This window comes from Nitrospirota bacterium, from assembly GCA_035516965.1.
Classification (GTDB): domain Bacteria; phylum Nitrospirota; class UBA9217; order UBA9217; family UBA9217; genus MHEA01.
Genome location: DATIZR010000120.1, coordinates 1 through 23524, shown reverse-complemented (window position 1 = coordinate 23524; position 23524 = coordinate 1). Strand labels below are relative to the sequence as shown.

The window sequence follows — 23524 nt, the reverse complement described above, 5'->3', positions numbered from 1 at the left end:
TAAGATCTACAGGGGGACACGGTGACCGGGGAGAAATAGGGAAAGACCCGTTGTATGCATGGACCATTGAGCAATGAACTCCATGCCCTCCGCAACAATCAACTGTTCGACTTCAGGTCGTCTCTGTTAAGGAAGGATTTCATGCCGAAGAGAACCGACATCAAAAAGATCCTGATCATCGGCGCGGGGCCGATCGTGATAGGCCAGGCCTGCGAATTCGATTACTCGGGCGTTCAGGCCTGCAAGGCGCTGAAGGAGGAAGGCTACGAGATCGTGCTGGTGAATTCCAATCCGGCGACGATCATGACCGACCCCGAGATGGCGCACCGGACCTACATCGAGCCGATCACGCCCGCCGTCGTTGAGAAGATCATCGAGCGCGAACGTCCGGACGCGCTGCTGCCGACCATGGGCGGCCAGACGGCGCTGAACACCTCCGTAGCTCTTGCCGAGATGGGAGTCCTCGAGAAGTTCAACGTCGAATTGATCGGCGCCAGACTGCCGGCTATCAAGAAAGCGGAGGACCGCGAGCTGTTCAAGAAGGCCATGGAGAGCATCGGCCTCGATGTTCCGAAGAGCGGCTTTTCCACGTCACTGGATCAGGCCTACGAGATCCTCGACATGGTCGGATTTCCGGCCATCCTGCGGCCGGCCTTCACCCTCGGCGGGACCGGAGGCGGCATTGCCTACAACCGCGAGGAATTCACGGAACTGATCACCCGGGGACTGGAGGCGAGCCCTGTCCATCAGGTGCTCATCGAGGAATCCGTCGTCGGATGGAAGGAGTACGAACTCGAAGTGATGCGCGATACCCGGGACAACGTGGTCATCGTCTGCTCCATAGAGAACCTCGACCCCATGGGCGTCCATACCGGCGACAGCATCACCGTGGCGCCGGCCCAGACGCTCACGGACAAGGAATACCAGATCATGCGCGACGCGTCGCTCAAGATCATCCGCGAGATCGGCGTGGACACCGGCGGCTCGAACATCCAGTTCGCCGTCGACCCGCAGAACGGCAGGATGATCGTGATCGAGATGAACCCCCGTGTGTCCCGCAGTTCGGCGCTCGCGTCAAAGGCGACGGGGTTCCCCATCGCAAAGTTTGCGGCAAAGCTGGCCGTGGGATACACGCTCGATGAGATCACGAATGACATCACCCGGGCGACGCCGGCGTCCTTCGAACCCACGATCGACTATGTGGTCGTAAAGTTCCCGCGATTCGCCTTCGAGAAATTCCCCCAGGCCGACGCCACGCTTACCACGCAGATGAAGTCCGTCGGGGAGGCCATGTCCATCGGACGGACCTTCAGGGAGTCCCTGCAGAAGGCGCTCCGGTCGCTCGAGATCGACCGGTACGGTTTCGAGTCGCGCCGTGACCGGGACGGCGACGGAGACCACAGCAGCGACGATATCCGGCAGAAGATCAGCGTTCCTAACTGGGAGCGCATCTGGTACATCGCCGACGGCTTCCGGACGGGCATGAGCGTGGACGAGGTGTTCGTCCTTTCGAAGATCGACCCGTGGTTCCTGCAGCAGATCAAGCAGATCGTGGACATGGAAAAGGAACTGCGCGAAAAGGCGGCGGCCATCCTGCATGACCGGACGCCGTCGCTCGACCATCCCCTCAGGCTTGCTAAGGAGTATGGATTTTCGGACCGCAGGCTCGCAAAACTGTTCACGACAACCGAGGACGCCGTACGAAAAGCGCGGCGTGAGCTCGGCATCACGCCCGTATTCAAGACCGTGGATACCTGTGCCGCCGAATTCGAGGCTCATACGCCCTATCTGTACTCGACGTACGAAAAACCCTTCTTCAGGCTTCAGGGGCCGGGGACCGGGGTCGAGGGAAAGGCCGAGTGCGAGGCGAACCCGACAGACCGGAAGAAGATCATCATTCTCGGAGGCGGCCCCAACCGTATCGGGCAGGGCATCGAGTTCGACTACTGCTGCGTGCACGCGGCGTTTGCGCTGAAAGAAGACGATTTCGAAACGATCATGGTGAACTGCAATCCCGAGACGGTCAGCACGGACTATGACACGTCGGACCGGCTCTATTTTGAACCCTTGACACTCGAAGATGTTTTACATATTATACAGCGGGAACGGCCGGTCGGCGTCATCGTGCAGTTCGGCGGGCAGACGCCCCTGAAGCTTGCGGTGCCGCTGGAAAAGGAGGGGGTTCGCATCCTCGGCACTACCCCCGACAGCATCGACCGCGCCGAGGACCGGAAACGGTTCAAGGAACTGCTCGATAAGCTCGGTCTCCTGCAGGCGGAGAGCGGGACCTCCATATCCTGCGAAGAGGCGGTGGAGGTCGCAAACAGGATCGGCTACCCCGTCATGGTCCGGCCTTCCTACGTCCTCGGCGGGAGGGCGATGGAGATCGTGTATGACGAGGAGAGCGTAAGAAATTACATGAGCCGGGCGGTGAAGGCGTCCCCGGAGCGTCCGGTTCTGGTGGACAAATATCTGGAAGACGCCGTCGAGATCGATGTGGACGCCATCAGCGACGGCAAGGCCGTCGTCGTTGCCGGCATCATGGAGCATATCGAGGAAGCCGGTGTTCACTCCGGGGATTCCGCGTGTTCACTCCCGCCGTTTTCACTGCCCAAACACATCGTTGAGGAAATCGACCGGCAGACGCGGGTCCTGGCGATGGAACTGGGCGTCATCGGGCTCATGAATATCCAGTTCGCGGTGAAGGAAGGCCGCATCTACGTCCTCGAAGTGAACCCCCGTGCCTCGCGGACGGTGCCGTTCGTAAGCAAGGCCATCGGCGTGCCGCTGGCCAAGCTGGCAGCCCGCGTCATGGCGGGCAAAACGCTTGCGGAGCTCGGCTTCACGAAGGAAGTCGTTATTCACCACATAGCGGTCAAGGAAGCCGTTTTCCCCTTTGCCAAGTTCCCCGGCGTGGACACGCTGCTCGGGCCCGAGATGAAGTCTACCGGCGAGGTCATGGGGATCGACTCGGACTTCGGCATGTCATTCGCAAAATCCCAGATGGCCGCCGGGAACCCCATGCCCGTGGAGGGCCGCGTGTTCCTGAGCGTGAAGGACAAGGATAAGGCCGGGCTCCTCGAGGTCGCACAGGGCCTGCAGGATGCGGGATTCTCGATCGTGGCGACAAGAGGCACGGCCTCCTATCTGAGAGACCGCGGCATCACCGTGGAGACAGTGAACAAGGTCACCGAGGGAAGGCCCCATATCGTGGACCAGATCACGGACATGCAGATCGATTTCGTGATCAACACGGTTTCCGGCGCGCAGTCCCAGAAGGACTCCTACTCCATCCGGCGCACGACGCTCGTCAAGGGCGTGCCCTATTTTACGACGATTTCAGCGGCAAAGGCTGCGGTGCGCGGCATTTCGGCCATCAAAACGAGATCCTTGCAGGTGAAGTCCATCCAGGAGTATCATACAAAATGACCCAGAAGATCCCCATGACCAAAGGAGGCTACGACAAGCTCAAGCAGGAGCTCGACCGCATCATCAAGGTCGAGCGGCCAAAGAACATCAGGGACATCGAGGAAGCCCGGGCGCACGGCGATCTGTCTGAAAATGCCGAATTTCATGCGGCCAAGGAGCGGCAGGGGCACCTCGACGCAAAGAAGCGCGAGCTCGAGCATAAACTCTCCCATGCGCAGATCATCGATGTGTCCAAGCTTACCAATGAAAAGGTCGTATTCGGATCGACGGTAACGCTGTCGGACACGGAATCGGGCGATCTGAAAAAGTACACCCTCGTCGGCCAGGAGGAGGCGGACCTGAAACAAGGGAAGATTTCGATTCAGTCCCCCGTTGGCAAGGCGCTCATCGGGCATAAGGTAGGCGATGTGGTCACGATCAAGACACCGGCCAAGACCGTGGAGTTCGAGATACAGGAGATCCAGATTGCCTTCGAATAGGCTTCACCAGGCCCAGGTCGTTTCGAACCGTCCCGCAGGAAGAGGTTTTTACCGGCTTGTTCTGAAAGCGCCGGATGCGGCGGCGGTCGCGGTGCCCGGCCAGTTCGTGATGTTGAGGGTCACGGGTAACTGGGACCCGCTCCTTGGCCGGCCTTTCGGTATTTCCTCCGTTCTCTCGAAATCAAGACTCGAAATCGTGTACCGCGTAGTTGGACGGGGCACCGGTTTTCTCGCGGCCGTCGAAGACGGCTTCACCCTCGGCATGCTGGGCCCTCTCGGGAACGGCTTCCCGATGCCGGGCAGGGGCACGGTGCCGGTCCTGCTCGGCGGCGGAAGCGGTTTTCCTCCTCTTCACTTTCTTGCACAACGTACACGCTCCCGTTCGCACTTTTTCATCGGTTCGAAAAACCGCGAATGTCTTCCCCCGGCCGCCATCATGAAGAGTTTCCGGGAGGTCACGGAACGGGTGCACGTTGCCACCGAGGACGGAAGCGCGGGAGCGAAGGGAATGTCAACGCACATCCTGGAGACCTTCCTGTCCCGGACGGAAAAAAAGTCCCCCCTCGTGATCTATGCCTGCGGACCCCACGCGATGCTGGCCTCCGTCAGCAGGATCGCAGCCGAACATGCGATCCCCTGTTATGTGTCCATGGAGGAGCGTATGGCCTGCGGCCTGGGCGCCTGCATGGGATGCTCGATCCCGCAGAAGTCCGGCGGCTATAAACGGGCCTGCAAGGAAGGTCCTGTGTTCGATGCGAAAGAGATCGATTGGAGCGAACGCATTGTGCTGCCGGTCCCGCACCGTAAATAGGGTAACCCCGTCGACGTACGAGAGCGCATCCTGGTTGTTGACACAAAAGGGCCATGGTCTCAACCAGGGAAAGTCATAGATCAATCCGCCTCTTTAGTATCAAGAATCGCTGTCATGAAAAAAATAGCGTTGACCCCCCCCATAGATCTCTCCGTCGACTTCGCCGGGATCAGGCTCAAGAACCCCGTGCTCACGGCCTCGGGAACGTTCGGCTACGGCGAGGAGTTCTCGGACTTCGTCGATCTGAATCTGCTCGGCGGCGTGGTCGTCAAGGGCATATCTCTGAAGCCCATCAAGGGGAACCCTCCTCCGCGGATATGGGAGACGCCTGCCGGGATGCTGAACGCCATCGGTCTCGAGAACCCGGGGGTGGACGTTTTCCTGGCGGAGAAGCTGCCCTATCTCAGGAAATTCGACACGGCTGTCATTGTCAATATATTCGGCTCCAGCCCCGAGGAGTACGTCGCCGTCGCAGAGCGCCTCGACGAAGCCCCGGGGGTCTCGGGCATCGAGGTCAATATCTCCTGCCCGAATGTCAAGGCCGGGGGGATGGCGTTCGGAACGGACCTCCGGGCCACGTCGGAACTGCTTTTCGCCATCCGCAGGGCAACGAAGCTGCCGCTCATCGCAAAGCTGTCGCCCAACGTGACGGACGTGACAACCTTTGCAAAGGCTGCTCAGGACGCGGGGTGTGACGGGCTTTCGCTCATCAATACGCTTTTGGGCATGGCGATCGACGTGCGCTGCAGAAGGCCCCGGCTCGCGAACTGCACCGGGGGGCTCTCGGGCCCGGCCATCAGGCCGGTCGCGGTCCGGATGGTATGGCAGACGGCGCGGTCGGTGACGCTTCCGATCATCGGAATGGGGGGCATCATCACGGGCGAGGACGCGCTTGAGTTCATGCTCGCAGGCGCAAAAGCGGTCGCGGTGGGAACGGCGAACTTCGTTAACCCGCGGGCAACGCTCGATGTCATCGAAGGCATGGCGATGATCCTCCACGAACAGGGGGTCTCCCACGTGAAGGATATCATCGGAAAGGTGAATGTCGGGTGAGGATCGTATCGAGCCTCAGAAGCAAGATCATCATCTGGGTTTCGGCCATTCTCGCGGTGACCATCGGCCTCGGCACGTGGATCAATATCCAGTACCAGCAGGCCCACATGGAAGACGCTCTCGAAGACAATGTCCTGGTCATATCCAACACCATTGAGCGCAGCCTGGCAAATGCCATGCTCGAGGGCAAGAGCAAAGAGGTGCAGCACATCCTGGAAGCCGTCGGCGGGTATCACAACATCCGTGAGGTGAAGATATTCAGCCCCAACGGCGTGATCCTCAAATCGTCGAAACGGTGGATGATCGGCAGGAAGGTTGAAGCCGCGACACAGAAATGGTTCCTGGCCGACCTGTTCAAGAAGCCCATCAAGAGGCGGGATGAGGGTATCTTCTCGGTCCTCTTCCCCATCGTGAACGACGAGCGCTGTTTTCACTGTCATGGTTCAAAGGTCAAGCTCAACGGGATCCTTGCTGTTGACGTCTCGATGGAACAGACCCAGCAGAAGGTCGGTGAATTGAGCAAGACCATGTTCCTCTGGGCCCTTGGGGTCACCGCCGTGCTCGCCATCTCCCTGTCGCTGTTCCTGACCCGCTTCGTGACAGACCCGATCCAGGAACTGATCGCGACGATGGAGCGGGCGGAAAGCGGCCTTGAAGCCCGGGTGGATGTGAGGAGCACCGACGATATCGGCAGGCTGGGCGAAGCCTTCAATTCGCTCCTGGCAAAGCTCGAACGTGCACGCCGGCGCGTTGAACGGTACCATTACGAACAGATGAAGCGGGCCGACCGTCTCGCTTCCATCGGCGAGATGGCGGCGGGAATCGCCCACGAGATCAAGAATCCCCTGGCGGGCATCGCAGGCGTGATCCAGGTCCTGAAAAAGGACATGCTGGCCGCCGACCCAAAGCGTCCGGTTCTCGATGAAGTGCTCTCCCAGGTGGAACGGATGGACAAGGCGGTCCGGAACCTGCTCTCCTTCGCCAGGCCTCCGGAGCCGAAGATGACCCTTGTGGATATCAATGAGCTTATCGGTAAACTCCTCGACTTCCTCGCACCGCAGTTCGCCAAGTATTCCATCACCTCGGAACGGAGGCTTGCCGCCGGACTGCCCTGGCTCACCCTCGACCCCGATCTTGTCCAGCAGGCGATGATCAACATTGCAATGAACGCGATCCAAGCTATGCCGGAGGGCGGGAAATTCACTGTGGAAACCCGTTCAACCAAGCCCTCGGGAGAGACGCCGGGCGTTGTAGAACTGTCTTTCAGCGACTCAGGCAAAGGCATATCCATGGAAAACCTGAGCAGGATCTTCAATCCCTTCTTTACCACACGGCAGCAGGGAACGGGCCTCGGGCTCTCCATTACCCAGCGCATCATCGAGCAGCACAACGGCGAAATAGCCGTCACCAGCGCTCCGGGAAAGGGAGCGAATTTCCTGATACGTTTTCCCTATCCTCCCGGCATCAAGTCATAAGAGGAGCGAGCACGATGGCGCAGAAGATACTGGTCATAGACGACGAAAAACTGATCCGGTGGACGCTCGAACAGCATCTGGTGAAAGAGGGCTATGAGGTGGCGACTGTGGATTCGGCCGAAAAGGGCATGCAGATCATCGCCGATGATCCGCCCGACCTGGTCCTCCTCGATAACAGGCTTCCGGAAATGACCGGCCTTGAGCTCCTCGAGAAGCTGCACGTGCAGGATCGGGGGCTCATGGTGATCATGATCACCGCCTACGGAATGGTGGAAACGGCGGTCAAGGCCATGAAGTTCGGGGCATACGACTATATCAGCAAGCCCTTCAACCTTGATGAGATCACCTTCGTCATCAGGAAGGCGCTCGAAGCGGGCTCGCTCAGGAGCCAGGTGAAACAGCTGCGCAAGGAACAGCTGGCGCAGGTGGATACGCTCATCGGGGACAGCGAAGAGATGGTCAAGGTGAAGAGCCTGATCCTGAAGATCGCCAAGAGCGATGCGACGACGGTACTGATCCAGGGCGAAAGCGGCACGGGAAAAGAGCTGGTTGCCAAGGCGATTCACTACGGCAGCGCGCGAAGCGACAAGCCGTTCATGGCTATCAATTGCGCCGCCCTCCCGGTCACCCTGCTCGAAACCGAGTTGATGGGACATGAAAAAGGCGCGTTCACCGACGCAAAAACGGCCAAGAAGGGGCTGTTCGAACTGGCAGACGGCGGTACGGTGTTCCTGGATGAGATCGGCGACATGCACATGAGCATGCAGGCCAAGCTGCTCCGCATGCTCGAGGAAAAGACCTTCAAGCGCGTAGGCGGCGTGAAGGACATCAAGGTGGATGTGAGGCTCATCTCGGCAACGAATCAGGAGCTTGCGAGGGCGATGAACGAGGGCCGGTTCCGGAAGGACCTGTATTACCGCCTCCAGGTTGTCCCGATCTATCTGCCGCCGCTGCGGGACCGCGGAAAAGATATCCAACTGCTGGCAAACCACTTTCTCGAGCATTTCAACCGCGAATGCCATAAGAACATCGCGAGGATTTCCCCGGAGGCGGAGCAGATCATGATGAACTATCCCTGGCCGGGAAACGTCCGGGAGCTGAAAAATGTGATCGAGCGGGCAATGATCCTGGACATCGACGGGGAGATCGAGCCCGAGAATTTGTCGCAGGAGGTTCTGGAGCGGTCTCCCTTCCTGAACAATACTCAGCCCAGCATGCCGGTTTCGCTCGATGGTTTCGTTATTCCCGAGTCCGGACTTTCCCTTGAAGACGTGGAAAATGCACTCGTCAGGAAAGCGCTCGAAATGTCCGGAGGCAATCAGACCAAGGCAGCCAATTTGCTCAGGATGCCGCGGGATGCCTTCCGGAGAAGGATGAAGCGTTTCGGGGTGATGTAGCCATTCAAGAATAGAGTTTATCCGCCTTATTGCATTACCATAGTTGAAAAAACACTGAACAACAGGTGCCCGGGGAATCCATTGCGGGGTGTCTCCTCCGGCCGGGAACCATTGCGCCTGTCCCTGTTCGTCCATCCCTTGCAATTCCGCTCGTATTCACATACAATCGAAGCAGAGCAGCGCCGCAAACCCTATGGATCCCGCAATCCTGAAAAAATTTCTGGCCTATCTTTCCGTTGAAAAAGGCCTTTCCCGGAATACCATCCAGTCCTATCGGAACGACCTGACGCGATATCTGGGCAGGCTGAAGGACAAGCCGCCGGACGAAATCCGGCAGTCGGACATCCTCTCGCATCTGGCTGCGCTGTCCTCGCTGGGAATATCCCCGGCATCATCGGCAAGGAATCTTGCCGCGATCAGGGGCTTTCACAAGTATCTGCTGATAGACGGGCTGGCTGCGACCGACCCGACGATCAACCTGGAAACGCCGCGGGGCTGGAAACGCCTCCCCGGGTCGCTCTCGATGGCCGATGTGGAATCGCTTCTGAACCAGCCCGACCCGAACACTCCCCTCGGCCTCCGGGACAAGGCGATGATGGAGCTTCTGTACGCAACGGGCCTGCGCGTGAGCGAACTCGTCGGGCTGAAACGGGGGGACATCAATCTGGAGCGCGGCTTTCTGATCGTCATGGGCAAGGGATCGAAAGAGCGCGCAGTGCCCCTGGGTGAGCACGCGGCCGGCTGGATCAGGGAATACCTCGACCGGGCCAGAGCCTCACTGCTCAAGGGCTCGGAAGCAGGCGAGTTGTTCGTCAGCCTGAGGCGCCGGGGTATAACCCGGCAGATGTTCTGGGAGAGGATCAAGCTCTATGCCGTGAAAGCGGGGATCCGCACGAGCATCTCTCCCCATACGCTCCGCCATTCGTTTGCCACGCACCTGCTGGACAATGGCGCCGATCTCCGCGCGGTTCAGGCCATGCTGGGGCACTCCGATATTTCAACGACGCAGATCTATACCCATGTCTCCCGGGACCGGCTCAGGAAGATTCACGAAAAATATCATCCGAGAGGGTAAAGGACAGAGGACAGGAAACAGATGCGGACAACAGACAAAAGATAGCCATACGCATACGGCCTTGCCCGTCGTCTGAACGTCCGGCTTCTGCGGCCTGCAATACTTATGGAAGTGATCACCAGCCATACTAACGCGGATTTCGACGCCCTGGCGTCGATGGTCGCCGCGAGGAAGCTTTATCCCGAGGCCAAGCTCGTGTTTCCCGGCTCGCAGGAGAAGAGCATGAGGGATTTTTTCCTGGAGTCTGCGTTCTATGCCATGGAAGTGGAGCGTCTCCGGAACGTGGATGTCGGGCAGGTCTCAAGGCTCATCGTCGTGGATAACCGGAACCCGGCCCGCCTGGGCAAGCTGTCCGATGCCTTGAAGCGGCCTGGCATCAGCATCCATATCTATGATCATCATCCGGCGGCGGAAGGGGACCTGCGCGGCGAGGTGGAGGTTATTGAGGCCGTCGGAGCGACGACTACCATCATGGTCGAACTGCTCCAGGCGAAGAACCTCCCGATCGAGCCGCTGGAAGCGACAATTTTTGCGCTCGGCATTTACGAGGAAACGGGCTCCCTGACCTATGCGTCGACGACCGAGCGCGACGCCCGGGCTGCGGGCCTCCTCATTTCCCTCGGAGCCCAGCTCAATATCGTTGCTGATTTCGTCAGCCGCGAATTGCCCCGCGAGCAGTTATCCCTCCTCAGGGACCTCATGGGTGCAGCCACGAGCTATGACATCAACGGGGTCCACGTGGTGATTGCCGCCATGGCGACTTCGACCTACGTACCGGACCTTGCCAACCTCGCCCACAAGATCCGGGACCGCGAAAGCCTCGATGTCCTGTTCCTCGTCGTCCAGATGGGCGATAAGACACACCTGATCGGCCGGTCGCGCATCGGGAAGGTGAACGTCGGCCTGGCGCTGTCGGAACTGGGCGGAGGAGGACACGCCACGGCCGCATCGGCCGTCGCCCGGGAGATGACCTACCTGCAGGCGCGGGAGCGTCTGATCGACATCCTGAAGCATCACATCCAGCCGGGCCCCATGGTCAGGGAGATCATGACCGCGCCGGTCAAGACGATCCCGGCAGAGAGCACCCTGGAGGAGGCCGGGGGAGCAATGACCAGGTTCAGCGTCAATGTCCTTCCCGTGCTGCAGGAGGGACAGTACCAGGGGATCATCACGCGGGAGATCGTCCAGAAGGCGCTTATCCACGGCCTGGGGAGGCAGAAAGTCGGAGAGTTCATGACTACGGGCGGTCCGGTCGCTTCACCGGAAATGCTGGTGGGCCAGGTCGAGCGCATCATGATCGAAGAGCACCAGCGCTTTCTTCCCGTGATGGACCACAGCGGGAGCCTGGTCGGCGCCGTCACCCGCACGGACCTGCTCCGCTCTCTTCACGAGGAGCGGCTGTCCGGGGCGCGGGAGACGGACGAAACGGATATCCGGTCCGTCCGGAACGTGAAGCATCTCATCGAGGAGCGGCTGCCGGCCGGTGTCGGCAGGGTGCTGAGGGCCGTGGGGGAAGTGGCCGACGCGTCCGGCTTTCCCGTGTATCTCGTAGGCGGCATCGTGCGCGATCTGTTCCTGCACGTCGCCAACCTGGACATCGACATCGTCGTGGAAGGCGACGGCATAACCTTCGCCGGCATGCTGGTCGCGAAGATGGGCGGCAGGATGAAGACCCATCTCAAGTTCGGCACGGCCGTGGTCGTTCTGCCCGACGGCGTCAAGATCGACATTGCTACGGCGCGGCTCGAGTATTACGCTTCGCCGGCCGCGCTGCCGACCGTGGAACTGTCATCCATCAAGAAAGACCTGTACCGGCGCGATTTCACCATCAATACCCTTGCGGTACGGCTGAACCGGAAGCGCTTCGGCGAACTGATCGATTTTTTCAGCGGCCTGCGCGACATCAAGGACAAGACCATTCGCGTGCTGCACAGCCTCTCGTTCGTAGAGGACCCCACCCGCGTGCTCCGCGCGATCCGCTTCGAACAGCGCTTCGATTTCCGGCTGAGCAAGCATACGCAGAACCTGATCAAGAGCGCCGTGAACCTGAAGCTCTTTCACCGGTTGAGCGGCGATCGCATCACCAGCGAGCTGCAACTGCTTTTCTCCGAAACGGACCCGGCCCGGGTGCTCAAGCGAATGAGCGATTTCGACCTGCTGAAGTTCATTCACCCCGGCCTGAAGGCGTCGGCGGAGACCGAGCGCCTTTTCGGGCAGATCGGCGAGGCGTTCACCTGGTTCCGGATGCTGTATCTTGACGGGGTGAGGGCGGATAAATGGTTCGTCTATTTTCTGGGTCTCCTGGACCGGCTCAAAGACGCGACTGCCGACGAGATTCTGGATCGCCTGTCGATTCCCGCCAGGACCCGGGAGCGAGTACGCCAGGCCCGGGAGAAGTACCGGGACGTCCTCTATGTGTTTTACAAGGAGCAGGATCTCCGGCCGAGCGCGCTCTACCATCTCCTGTCGCCGCTCGACATCGAAGCACTCCTCCTGATGATGGCCAAGGCCAAGCAGGAGGAAGCGCGTAAGTACATCTCGCTCTATCTCACCCGCCTGAGGGAGGTAAAGGTGACGCTGACCGGGGACGACCTCAAGGCGATCGGGATCCCTCCCGGTCCCCGGTACCGCAGGCTCCTGGCCGAGCTGCTCGATGCACGGCTCGACGGACTCGTGAAGACCCGCGATGAAGAAATCAATTTCATAAAAACCAGGTCAAAGGGCACGTCGCCCTTGACGAACCGTTAAAAAATGGGCATAGTGCTTCCATGATCATCGTAAGCCTCTTCGGAGGGGTTCTCCTGCTCCTCTACGGCATCAGGCTCCTGAATGACGGCCTCCAAAACGCCGCGGGATCGAAGATCCGTTCTCTGCTGCGTTCCCTGACGAGCAACCGCCTGTCCGCCGTCGGAGCGGGCGCATTCCTCACGGGGCTCATCCAGTCGAGCAGCGCGACGTCGGTCATGCTCGTGGGGTTCGTCAGCGCCGGCCTGATGACCTTCCGCCAGACGCTTGCCGTGGTCCTCGGCGCCGACATCGGCGCCACGCTCACGGTGCAGCTCATCGCATTCCACATCACCGACTATGCGATCCTCATCATCGGCGCCGGCCTGGCGCTTGTTTTATTTTCGAAAAAACGCTTTTCCCTCAGCGTAGGCGACGGGCTGCTCGGGTTCGGTTTCGTGTTTCTCTCGCTCAAGATCATGATCGAGGCGATGGAGCCGCTTCAGGGGAACGAGCTGTTCCGTCAGGTGTTCGCCGTCCTCTCGGAGACTCCGTTCATCGGCATCGTCCTTGCGGCCGTTCTGACAGCGTTCATTCTCAGCAGTGCGGCGACCATGGGGATCGCCCTGGCGCTCGCAAAAAGCGGCCTCATCCCGCTCCCTGCCGCGATCTCTATCGTGCTGGGGGCGAACATCGGAACCTGCGCAACGGCACTCATCGCCAGCCTGCGGTCGCCCGCGGAGGCCCGCCGCGTGGCCTGGGCACACGTCCTGTTCAAAGTATTCGGCGTCATCCTTTTCCTGCCGTTCCTCGGCCCCTACGAGACCCTCGTGGCGTCGACGGCGTCCGACCTTCCGCGCCAGATCGCGAACGCCCATACGCTGTTCAACGTGATCATCGCGGTCCTGTTCCTCCCGCTCACCGGGCTCTTTGCGAAGCTGATCATCCATCTCGTCCCCGAGAAGGCCGAAGAGAAGAAGTTCGGGCCGCTCTATCTCGACGAGCACGTTCTGGGAACGCCGGCGATCGCGCTGGGCCAGGCGACGCGCGAAGCGCTCCGAGCGTCGGATATCGTGCGGGAGATGCTCGTGGACTCGGTCACGGTCTTCCAGACGGACGATCCCTCCACGATCAGCGCCATCAAGGACAAGGACAACCTGATCGATCTTCTCGACCGTCACATTCGCCTCTATATCACGCGGCTGTCATCGGGTCACCTGACGGAATCACAGACACGGCGTGCCATGACCGTGCTTGAAATAAGCCGCGACCTCGAAAGCATCGGGGACATCGTCGACCGCAACGTCATGCCGCTCGCGCTCAAGAGGATCAAGAAGGGGATCACCTTCTCGCAGGAAGGGCTCGACGAGATCATTGCGTTCCACAAAAAGGTCCTGGAAAACTTCGATATTGCCGTCACGGCATTCTCGGGCAACGACCGGGATCTCGCGGACCGCGTGCTGCGTGCCAAGGAGGAGCTGGGGGCGCTTGAGCGGGAACTGGTCCAGGCGCATCTCGACCGCCTGCGAAAGGGGTTTCGCGAATCCATCGAGACCAGCCACATTCACCTGGACCTGATCGGCAACCTGGCGCGGATCAATTCACTTATCACTCACATCATCTACCCGATCGTGGAGGAAAAGCGTGTCAGGGGCCGGGAGGACGTGGGCATAGAGGCCCTGTAAGCGGGAGCACGACCCTATTCGCGCTCCGGCCCGTTATCACTATCCCGATTATCGTCAGGAGGCATTTTCATGATCAAGCAGCTGCGCGTAAAAACGAACTCGAGGACCGAACTGGTCGACATTACCCCGGGCATCCAGCGGCTGGTGGCAGAGAGCGGGGTCCGCTCGGGCGTCTGCCATCTCTATGTGCCCCATACGACCTCCGCGGTCACGATCAACGAAAATTCCGACCCGAACGTCGGCCGAGACATCCTGAAAGAACTGAACAAGGTGATCCCCTTTGAGGACCATTACGGCCACAGCGAAGGGAATTCTGCCGCACACATCAAGGCGAGCATTATCGGAGTGTCGCAAACGGTCATGGTCGAGGAAGGGCGGCTCGCGCTCGGTACGTGGCAGGCGGTTTTCCTCTGCGAATTCGACGGGCCGCGGGACCGCCGGGTGATGGTAAAGGTGACGAGGGATTGATGATATCGGAAAGCGGATGGAGAACGGCAGGATGGCTGCCGGGAGGCGAGGACAGGGGTACATGATCGGAATGGCAAGAAGAACAGGTTCACCAGACGCCCCGCGCGAAGGAACGGGAACCCATCGATTTCTTGCGTTGCTGGCGGCATCATTCGTGCTGTTCGCTGCTCCTGAACCGGCATTTCCTGAAAGTGCGGCTCAGAACACCTACATCCGGTGCGTCAAGAACGGTCATCAGCAGATGAAAGCCGGCGATTATCAGGCCGCACGGGACGCATTCAGGGAGGCGCTCCAGTACATCGATGACGACGCAGCGGCGCATCTCGGCCTTGGCCTGGCATATTTCCATCTCGGGGACGATACCGGTGCGGAACGGGAACTGACGAGGGCGGCGGGCATCTCGCCGAACTCGTGGGAAACCTACCAATGGCTCGGCGAAGTGCATTACCGTCAGGACAACCTCGAGGAAGCGGCACAGGACTGGGAGCGTGCCGCTGAGCTGAACCCTTCATCGAGCGAGGTGCGGGCGCGGCTCGAGCGTATCCGCCGTGAGCATCAGACCGAAAAGGACTTCAACCGCGATGTGACCAGCCACTTTCTCGTCAAGTATGAGGGACGGGAAAAGATAGAAGCGGGAAAGATCGTCCTCCGTATCCTCGAAGATGCGTATGGTGAGGTCGGCAGAGGGCTCGCTTATTATCCCGATCGTGAGATCCAGGTGATCCTCTACTCCAGCCAGCAGTTTCAGGAGGTGACGGACGCACCGGGATGGAGCGGCGGTATCTTTGACGGCAAGATCCGGATCCCGATCGGAGGGATCGAGAAGGAGACCCCGGGTCTCAGGAAGCTCCTGTTCCACGAATACACGCATGCGGTGGTCCGGTCGATCGTACCCCGCTGTCCCACCTGGATCAATGAAGGGCTGGCGCAGTACTTCGAGGGACGCGAGATCGATGCGCATCAGCGGGAAATAATGAGAAGGATGGCCCAGTCGGGAAAACTGCCCTCGCTTTCCGATCTCGAAGGCTCCTTTATGAGCCTGAACAACGATCAGGCGTTCTATGCCTATCTGTTCAGCCTGTCCTCGATCCGCTATGCGGTCGACACCTTTGGGATGTACCGGGTCAAGATGGTGCTGGAGCAACTGGGCAGTGGCGCAGATACGGGAAAGGCGATCGACAAGGCTCTGATGATCTCCTACGAGGAATTCGACCGGGGATGGAAGCGCTCACTGGAGTGACCTCAATATCCCCTGACCGCTTGCGGATGCTGCCCATGACGTACGTGCCCCCGGTTCCTTGATCCACGTCCGGTTCACATTTGGAATTTCCATCCTCTTGTGGTACTATCCCCCCATGATGTCCGCTGAAAAAGAATACCTGAGCCTTGCTGATTTTGATTACGACCTCCCGGAAGCGCTCATAGCTCAGGAACCCTGCGGTGTGCGCGACCGTTCGCGCCTCATGGTATTTGACCGCAGGAGCGGCCGGATTGAACATCGTCTCTTTTCGGACATCGGGCGGTATCTCATCCCGGGGGACCTTATCGTCTTGAACAATACGAAGGTCTTTCCCTGCCGTCTGCTTGGCCAGAAAAAGTGGGGCGGAAAGGCGGAGATATTTCTTCTCGCTGAACGGGACGTCAACATCTGGAATGCGCTCGTGAGGGGAGGCCTGTCCACAGGAAAGACGGTAACCCTGCGGCCGGGAGTCGAGGCCGAGATCATTGCAGACAAGAACGACGGCACGAGGGATGTCCGGTTCAGGGGGATTGCTGACATCAGGACGCTTCTTCCCGAGATCGGCAGGACTCCGCTTCCGCCCTACATAAAAAGGGAACCCGTGAGCGCGGACAAAGAGCGCTATCAAACGGTCTACGCGATGCACGAGGGCGCAGTGGCAGCTCCCACCGCCGGTCTCCACTTCACTCCCGGGCTGCTCGAAAACCTTCAGGCAAAGGGAATCCAGCAAACAGCGATAACGCTGCATGTCGGGCCGGGCACCTTCCAGCCCGTCAAGAATGAGATGATCACCGGACACCGCATGCATCCGGAGCAGTATGTTATTTTGGAGGACGCCGCGTCCGCCATGAACCGGGCCGGCGCCGAAGGACGACGAGTGATCGCCGTCGGGACGACGAGCGTCCGAACCATGGAGAGCGCGGTTGCAGACGACGGACAGGTACATCCCGGCACGGGAAAATCTGAACTCTTCATTTATCCCGGGTTCCGGTTCAGGGTCACGCGCGGCATGATCACTAATTTTCATCTTCCCAAATCAACGCTGCTCATGCTGGTGGCGGCATTTGCGGGGCGCGAGCAGGTCCTCGCCGCGTACAAAACCGCAATATCTGAGAAATATCGTTTTTATAGTTATGGCGATGCGATGCTGATTCTGTAACTTTGGTGTGCACAAAAAAAACGAGAACAAGAAACCCTGGATCCATTCGCTCCAGGATGACCCGGGTGAGGGAAGATAAGCATGATCAACAACCAGCGAGGCGGCATCATATCCAAGCTTTTCATCATACCCATCGGCGTCTGCCTGATGGCGGGTTTTTTCTTTCTCGGATACTACGTGGGGAAATACCAGAGCAAGACGAACCGGAATGAAATCGTGGTCCCCCTGCCGGAAGTCGTTTCCGAGAGCCTGCCGAAGGAGAAGGACTTCACTTTTTTCAAAACATTATCAGACAAAGGGAACAAAACAGTATCGATCGAACTGAAACCGAAGCAGGAGGGAGAGACGCCCGGCGTGAAGGAAAAGGCCGGCTCTTCAAAAAAAGAGAGCAGCGCCGAGATCAGACCTGACAAAACAGAAACGTCACCCAACAGGGAGACGACCGCAAAGAAGGAACACGTCGTGATCCGCGAGTCGAACCCGAAGATGCGGTATACGCTCCAGCTGGCGTCATACCAGGAAAAAGAGATGGCGGAAGCGGATGTGAAGAAGATGAAGCAGCACGGATATGCCGCTTTCATTGTGGCGTCGGAGGTAACGGGCAAGGGAACGTGGTTCCGGGTTAGGCTCGGAAGCTACTCAAGCAAGGCTTCCGCGGAGAAGATGCAGAAAGAGGTCCAGACCAAGGAGGGGATTACACCGTTCATTACGCTTGAGTAGCGCTCAGAGCGGCTGTCCGTGGGCATTCAATGCACATTCGTGGCATTCTTGTCGGAGATCACCTGGACGGGAAGGGGAACGAGGGCCGTACGTTCATTGTCGATCAGCATCTCGACCCAGTAGGTGCCGGGCGAAGCAAAAGGCGTATTGAAACGGACGGAAATGTCGCGGTGGCGCTGGGTTTCGTTGAACAGGCTCATGGTCGATTCCGACTCTGACAGGACCTGCTGCTGGTTCGGCGAGAGGAGCCTGATCCGGGCCCGGAATTCGCCTTTACCGCCGGTCCATTCGTTCATGATGGCGAACCGGTGATGTATCGCCGGGAAAGCGTTTGCATAAATGCTCTCGAACAGACCCATCAGGCTGAATTTGCCGCCTACCTCGTGGCGCACGTCATCGCACAGAAGCGTGCTGATGAGCCTCGGCTTGATCTTGGCGTTTGTCATGGCTCACCTTATCACACCGCCAGAAGCCCCGTCAATCTGTTTTTTCTTGACAATTTTCGTCATTCAACGTAGTCTTGTCCGCATCTTATGGCGACATCAGACCTTCAAAAACTGCTAGAAAGCCTGCATCCGCTCGAGCATAAGCTGCTCCTCAGCCTGGACCGCCCCGAACCCCTTTCGTCCTCTGAACTCCAAAAATCGTCCGGCCTCGACGGGTCCCGCATCGACATGGCCTCCGGGTGGCTCCAGGCCAAGGGCCTGCTCGAGGTGAAAGATGAATCAATCGATTCCTTCGTTTCTCTCACGGAAACAGGCAGGGAATACTTTGAAAAAGGAACGCCCGAGATGCGCATTATCCATGCGCTGCGGGAAGGAAAGCAGTTTACCGTCAAGGATGTCATACAGTCCTGGGGGATGGACCCCACGGAAGTCAGCTCTGCCGTGGGCGCGCTCAAGGAGTCAAAGGCCATCCAGATAGCGCAGGGCGGCATCCTCGTTCTTGCACCGGGGGCGGAGCTTGCTCCTTATGCATTCCTCACGGGCCTCATCAAGAAAATTGCGGGGTTCGATCAGGCCGGCCTGTCGACATTCAGCGACCAGGAACGGGAAGCAATCCAGTCAAACTTTCACAAGCGGGGCAAAGCGAAGGGCATCTTCAGGATCATTGAGAAGAAGAACCGCTCCTTCCCTCTCACGCCTGATGGCTGGGAACTGGTCAGGCTGATCAGGGAGCGGGGGGCGGTCACCGAAGAGGCCTCGATGCTCACGCCGGAGATGCTGAAGCAGGGCAGCTGGAAGAACAAGAAGTTCCGCGCCTACAACATCTCGCTCAATCCGCCCCGCCAGAGCATCGGCCGGAAGCACCCGTACCGGGAGTTCCTGGATTTCGTGAAGTACAAGTTCATCGGCATGGGGTTCGAGGAGATGCGCGGACCCCTCGTGGAGAACGAGTTCTGGGACATGGACGCCCTGTTCATGCCCCAGTTCCATCCCGCCCGGAACATCCACGATGTGTATTTTGTGAAAGAGCCGGGGAAGTGCAGGAAGATCGAAGAACCCTTTGCCAGGCGCGTCGCCTCGGCCCACAAGGACGGAGGCAAGACGGGATCCACGGGCTGGCGGTACCCCTTTGACATCGAGCGGGCAAAGCGGCTCATCCTGCGGAGCCAGGGTACGGCCGTGTCAGCGCGGACTCTCGCATCCGGCCCCAAGGTCCCGGGTAAATACTTTTCCATCGCCCGGTGCTTCCGCTACGATGCCGTCGACGCCACGCATGCGCCCGATTTCTACCAGGTTGAGGGCATCGTGCTCGGCGAAGAGATCAACTTTAAGACGCTCCTGGGCCTCTTGAAGCTCTTTGGCCAGGAGATCGCCAAGGCAGGGGAATTCCAGTTCAGGCCCGCCTATTTCCCGTTCACGGAGCCGTCCGTGGAGTTGCATGTGAAGCATCCGGACCTGGGGTGGATGGAACTCGGCGGCGCGGGCATGTTCCGGCCTGAGGTGACCGCTCCTCTCGGCGTGAACGTGCCAGTCATCGCCTGGGGGCTCGGTCTGGACCGCATGGCGATGGTGGCCCTCGGGATCCAGGATATCCGCGATCTGTTCTCGAAGGACCTTGATTTCATCAGGACGAAGAAGATCCAAATAGGATGAGGTGCTCTCAATTCCTGCGACTTGGCTGAGCTTGTCGAGGTCTTATGCAGGAATGACGATAGCATCGCTAACCATGCCAACAATCGATATTAAGAAGAACGATCTCGACACCCTCATCGGCAGGAAGCTTGCGCTTCCCGTGCTCGAGAAAAAGCTCATGCTCGCGAAAGCAGAGCTCAAGGAGTACATCGCCCAGACCGATGACCTGAAGGTCGAGCTTTCCGACAGCAACCGGCCCGATCTCTGGTCGGCGGAGGGCATTGCACGTCAGGTCCGGATCGCCCTTTCGGGAAAACCCGAAGAGTATCCCTTCTTCGAGCACGGCAGGAAAGCGACACGGGAGATCCGCGTCTCGAAGGAGATGAAGGCGGTCCGGCCCTATATCGCCGCCTGCACCGCTTCCGATGTGCGCATGACCGATGATGTCCTGGCCCAGATGATCCAGAGCCAGGACAAGCTTGCCGAGATCTTCGGCAGGAAACGGACGACCGTCTCGATCGGCATCTACGAGCTGAACCGGATCGTGTTTCCCGTGGACTACCGGCTGGCGGAGCCTGCGTCGGTCTCGTTCACGCCGCTCGGCATGGAGGAGAAGCTCGATCTCGCGCAGATCCTGGAAAGGCATCCCAAGGGCATTGAATACGGCCACATCGTCAAACCCTTCAAGAAATATCCGATCCTGACCGACGGCATGGGGCGGGTGCTGTCGTTCCCCCCGATCATCAACAGCAGGGAAATCGGGGAAGTGAAATCAAGAACGAGGAGCGTGCTCATCGAAGTGACCGGGACGGACATGCGGATGACCGTTCTGACCCTCAACATTCTGGCAACGAGCCTCTATGATCGCGGAGCCGGCATCGAGCCGGTCCTCGTGACCTACCCCTATGCCACGGAGCTCGGAAGAAGCATAACGTTCCCCTATGATACGTCGGGGAAATTCACGGTGCCGCTGTCCTACTTCGCGAAGGGGCTGGGTGAGAACGTGACGGCGGAGGACGTGAAGAAGCGTCTCCGGTCCTATGGCCACGAGGTGAACGCGGGCCGCGGCAGGGTTTCCGTTGTCGTGCCGCCGTACCGCGATGATATCATGCATCCCATGGACCTCGTGGAGGATTACGCGATCAGCAGGGGATACGATTCCTTTGAGCCGGTGCTTCCGCAGCAATCCACGGTCGGGTCGCTCTCGGGGCTCGAACTGCTGTCGGACCGGGTGAGGGGATTCCTGGTGGGCTCCGGTTTTCAGGAGATCATGTCCAACATCCTCTGCTCTCGGGAGGAGCTGGCGTACGCCATGCCAGCGGGAGAAAAGCTGGTCGAGGTGGCCAATGTCATGTCCCTGGCCTACTCGGTGCTCAGGAACCTGATCATCCCGTCGCTCTTGAACGTCGAGGCGACAAGCTCCAAGGCGTTCTATCCGCATCGGATCTTTGAGGTGGGAGAGGCGGCATTGTACGACGCCACGGAAAACATGGGGTCACGAACTGAGCTGCGTCTGGGTGCCGTGGTCTCCCATCCGGGCGCGAACTTCTCAGAGATGCATTCTCACCTTGACGTCCTGCTCTATTATCTGGGATTGGAATACAAGCTCGAGCCTGCCGAACATCCGCTGTTCCTGCAGGGCCGGTGCGGAAAGGTGGTCGCTGCCGGGGAAGCAATCGGGATGATCGGCGAGGTGCGGCCCGACGTGCTCGAGATCAAACAGATCACCATGCCCTGCGCGGCCTTCGAGGTCAGTCTGAACGCGATCCTCGCGCTGACATCCGTGCGATAACCGTCTCGCTACTTCTTATCGCTCGTCTGTTGTGTTGCTCCCTCCACGTCCTTCGGAACAAGCGATATCTCGATCCTTCTGTTCCTGGCCCGTCCCTCGTCGGAATCATTCTGCGCAACAGGCCGGTATTCGGAATAACCGCAGGCGCTCAGGAGCCTGGGATCGATGCCCCTGTCCTGGAGATGGCGCGCGACGGTTGTCGCACGTGCCGTTGAAAGCTCCCAGTTGGTCGGAAACTTGACGGCAAGCCTCGGGCTGACCGGAACATTGTCGGTATATCCCTCGACCCGTATCTGCTTGTCGGTCACGTTGAGCAGGATCTCCGCAACGCGGTCGATCACCTTTTTGCCGTCTTTCCTGATCTCGGCGCTTCCGGAGTCGAAGAGGATCTTCTCCACCATGTTGACGGACAGCTTGTCCCTGAGTTGGGTGATCGTGATATCCCCCTTCCTGATCTCTTCGTTCATTTCCCCGACCAGGCTGTTATAAGTCTTTTTCAGCTCGGAGATGGACCGCTCCTTTTCCTGTTTGAGCGCCTGGATCTCGGCATTCCTGGCGTTCAATATCAGCTCTTTTTGCAGCATCTGCTCCCGCAGCGACGCGATCTTCACGCTCAGTTCGTCCCGTTTTGCCTTGAGAAGCCCGCTCAGACCGGCGTTGTCGTCGGAGAGGACCTTGTTCCGGACCGTGAGATCTTCAAGGTCCTTCTTCTGCTTCGCAAGCTCTGTTGCAAAAGCCGCCTTTTCAGCCTGTAACGCTGAGATCTTGCCTTGGCCTGTCGAAACGTCCTTTTTCAGATTGTCAATGTCCGCGAGCCGTGCCTGGTAATCGGACTTCCAGACACAGCCGCACAGGGCCATGACGAGCATAAGGAGAACCGCGGATTTCATGGCATGCATCCTATGATCCCTCCCCAGGGCTGTTTCCTGTTCGCTATTCATCCAGCATGATCCTGTTCGGCCAGGTGTAGATGTTCATTCGTTCGCCGCGGGCAAAGCCGACGAGGGTGATGCCCATGTCTTCGGCGTAGCTGATGGCCATGCAGGACGGGGCGGCGCGGCTGATCAGCACGGGAAAGCGGTTCCTGCCGGCTTTGGTCATGATCTCCGACGTCACCCTGCCGCTCGTGATGAGTATCTTGTTCTCGACCGGGATGGACTGCAGGAATGCGCGGCCGATGATCTTGTCCACGGCGTTGTGCCTGCCGATGTCCTCCGAGAAGAACAGGATCTCCGCACCGTCCGAGAGGGCCGCGCTGTGCACGCCGCCGGTCTCGAGATAGAGTTTCGAGATGGTGCGGAACTTCTGCAGCAGGTTTCGTATGCTCTGCAGCGACAGGGTGTGCTGCTTAACTTCAATCCTCCGGTCCGCTTCGCTCCGAAGGGTGGAGAACGTGATCCCTTTGCCGCAGCCCGAGGAGATCGTCCTTTTTTCGAACAGGCTCGCGAAATCGGCCGGGAGATCGGCAAGTTCGATACGCACGGCCATCTCTTTTTCTATGACCTCGAGCCTCTTGATCGATTCTTTCTTTCTCAAGATGCCTTCGGAGAGCAGGAAACCCACGGCAAGCTCTTCCAATTCGGCAGGCGTGCAGAGAAGGGTCACGAGAGGTTCGTTGTTGACGATGAGGGTGACAGGCAGTTCCGACGCGACGATGTCGATCACTCCATCGACATGGCTGTCCGACACTTTCAAGATGGGAGCTTCACGCTTGGTTTCCACAAAAAGACTATAGCATGGCGCAAAAACATTGTAAAGCGGCGCAAAAAAAGGCCCCCGGGATGTTCCCGGAGGCCTCGGATGACCATCGATCAGCAGCTAGAAGTTCACATTCAGCCTCGCCGAGTATTCGCTTATGTTCGAGAAGTCGCCTTCCAGGACGATATTGATGAAGGGAAAAACTTTGATCTTGGTGCCGACAAATCCCTTGGATTTCATG

18 protein-coding genes are annotated in these 23524 nt (G+C 59.1%); 15 read left to right on the top strand and 3 right to left on the bottom strand.

Annotated elements, in window-relative coordinates:
* The first annotated feature begins 141 nt into the window (after positions 1–141).
* The 13 genes from carB to VL197_17560 all read left to right on the top strand — a co-directional run bounded on the left by carB (position 142) and on the right by VL197_17560 (position 17715).
* Positions 142–3429: a carbamoyl-phosphate synthase large subunit gene (gene carB, locus VL197_17620; protein HUJ19810.1), complete on the top strand. Its 3288-nt coding sequence runs from the start codon at positions 142–144 to the stop codon at positions 3427–3429.
* Entirely contained in the window at positions 3426–3908 is a 483-nt protein-coding gene (gene greA, locus VL197_17615; GenBank protein HUJ19809.1) for a transcription elongation factor GreA, read from the top strand. The genes carB and greA overlap by 4 nt, the downstream gene beginning before the upstream one ends.
* Positions 3895–4719 carry a dihydroorotate dehydrogenase electron transfer subunit gene (locus VL197_17610; protein ID HUJ19808.1) on the top strand — a complete coding sequence of 275 codons (825 nt, stop codon included), beginning with the start codon at positions 3895–3897 and terminating at the stop codon, positions 4717–4719. Before greA ends, VL197_17610 begins: the two co-directional genes overlap by 14 nt.
* Before the next feature lie 114 nt (positions 4720–4833).
* Positions 4834–5772, top strand: a complete 939-nt coding sequence (locus tag VL197_17605; GenBank protein HUJ19807.1) for a dihydroorotate dehydrogenase — start codon at positions 4834–4836, stop codon at positions 5770–5772.
* A complete protein-coding gene (locus VL197_17600; GenBank protein HUJ19806.1) occupies positions 5769–7247 on the top strand; it encodes an ATP-binding protein in 1479 nt (492 codons plus the stop codon). Before VL197_17605 ends, VL197_17600 begins: the two co-directional genes overlap by 4 nt.
* Before the next feature lie 14 nt (positions 7248–7261).
* Positions 7262–8644, top strand: a complete 1383-nt coding sequence (locus tag VL197_17595) for a sigma-54 dependent transcriptional regulator (GenBank protein HUJ19805.1) — start codon at positions 7262–7264, stop codon at positions 8642–8644.
* Between the two features lie 193 nt (positions 8645–8837).
* The gene (xerD, locus tag VL197_17590; protein ID HUJ19804.1) at positions 8838–9719 is read left to right on the top strand and encodes a site-specific tyrosine recombinase XerD; all 882 of its coding nucleotides are present in this window, start codon (positions 8838–8840) and stop codon (positions 9717–9719) included.
* A gap of 105 nt (positions 9720–9824) precedes the next feature.
* Positions 9825–12467, top strand: coding sequence for a CBS domain-containing protein (locus VL197_17585; GenBank protein ID HUJ19803.1), 2643 nt, complete (start codon positions 9825–9827; stop codon positions 12465–12467).
* A gap of 20 nt (positions 12468–12487) precedes the next feature.
* Complete coding sequence (locus VL197_17580) at positions 12488–14128, top strand: Na/Pi cotransporter family protein (GenBank protein HUJ19802.1); 1641 nt, start codon at positions 12488–12490, stop codon at positions 14126–14128.
* A 69-nt stretch (positions 14129–14197) separates the two neighbouring features.
* A complete protein-coding gene (locus VL197_17575; GenBank protein HUJ19801.1) occupies positions 14198–14596 on the top strand; it encodes a secondary thiamine-phosphate synthase enzyme YjbQ in 399 nt (132 codons plus the stop codon).
* A gap of 70 nt (positions 14597–14666) precedes the next feature.
* The gene (locus VL197_17570) at positions 14667–15836 is read left to right on the top strand and encodes a tetratricopeptide repeat protein (GenBank protein ID HUJ19800.1); all 1170 of its coding nucleotides are present in this window, start codon (positions 14667–14669) and stop codon (positions 15834–15836) included.
* Between the two features lie 139 nt (positions 15837–15975).
* On the top strand, positions 15976–16995 hold the full coding sequence (queA, locus tag VL197_17565) for a tRNA preQ1(34) S-adenosylmethionine ribosyltransferase-isomerase QueA (GenBank protein HUJ19799.1): 1020 nt from the start codon (positions 15976–15978) through the stop codon (positions 16993–16995).
* An 81-nt stretch (positions 16996–17076) separates the two neighbouring features.
* The gene (locus tag VL197_17560) at positions 17077–17715 is read left to right on the top strand and encodes an SPOR domain-containing protein (protein ID HUJ19798.1); all 639 of its coding nucleotides are present in this window, start codon (positions 17077–17079) and stop codon (positions 17713–17715) included.
* 26 nt (positions 17716–17741) lie between these two features.
* Here VL197_17560 and VL197_17555 read toward each other — a convergent pair whose 3' ends face one another.
* Positions 17742–18161: a hypothetical protein gene (locus VL197_17555; GenBank protein ID HUJ19797.1), complete on the bottom strand. Its 420-nt coding sequence runs from the start codon at positions 18159–18161 to the stop codon at positions 17742–17744.
* An 87-nt stretch (positions 18162–18248) separates the two neighbouring features.
* Between VL197_17555 and VL197_17550 the strand changes: the two genes are divergently transcribed.
* Together VL197_17550 and pheT are read left to right on the top strand one after the other, a co-directional pair.
* The gene (locus tag VL197_17550) at positions 18249–19814 is read left to right on the top strand and encodes a phenylalanine--tRNA ligase subunit alpha (protein ID HUJ19796.1); all 1566 of its coding nucleotides are present in this window, start codon (positions 18249–18251) and stop codon (positions 19812–19814) included.
* A 73-nt stretch (positions 19815–19887) separates the two neighbouring features.
* On the top strand, positions 19888–21585 hold the full coding sequence (gene pheT, locus VL197_17545) for a phenylalanine--tRNA ligase subunit beta (GenBank protein ID HUJ19795.1): 1698 nt from the start codon (positions 19888–19890) through the stop codon (positions 21583–21585).
* A gap of 8 nt (positions 21586–21593) precedes the next feature.
* Here pheT and VL197_17540 read toward each other — a convergent pair whose 3' ends face one another.
* Both VL197_17540 and fdhD read right to left on the bottom strand, forming a co-directional pair.
* Positions 21594–22475 (bottom strand): OmpA family protein, encoded by an 882-nt coding sequence (locus VL197_17540; protein HUJ19794.1) that lies wholly within the window; start codon positions 22473–22475, stop codon positions 21594–21596.
* A 43-nt stretch (positions 22476–22518) separates the two neighbouring features.
* Complete coding sequence (gene fdhD / locus VL197_17535) at positions 22519–23274, bottom strand: formate dehydrogenase accessory sulfurtransferase FdhD (GenBank protein HUJ19793.1); 756 nt, start codon at positions 23272–23274, stop codon at positions 22519–22521.
* Between the last annotated feature and the right edge of the window lie 250 nt (positions 23275–23524).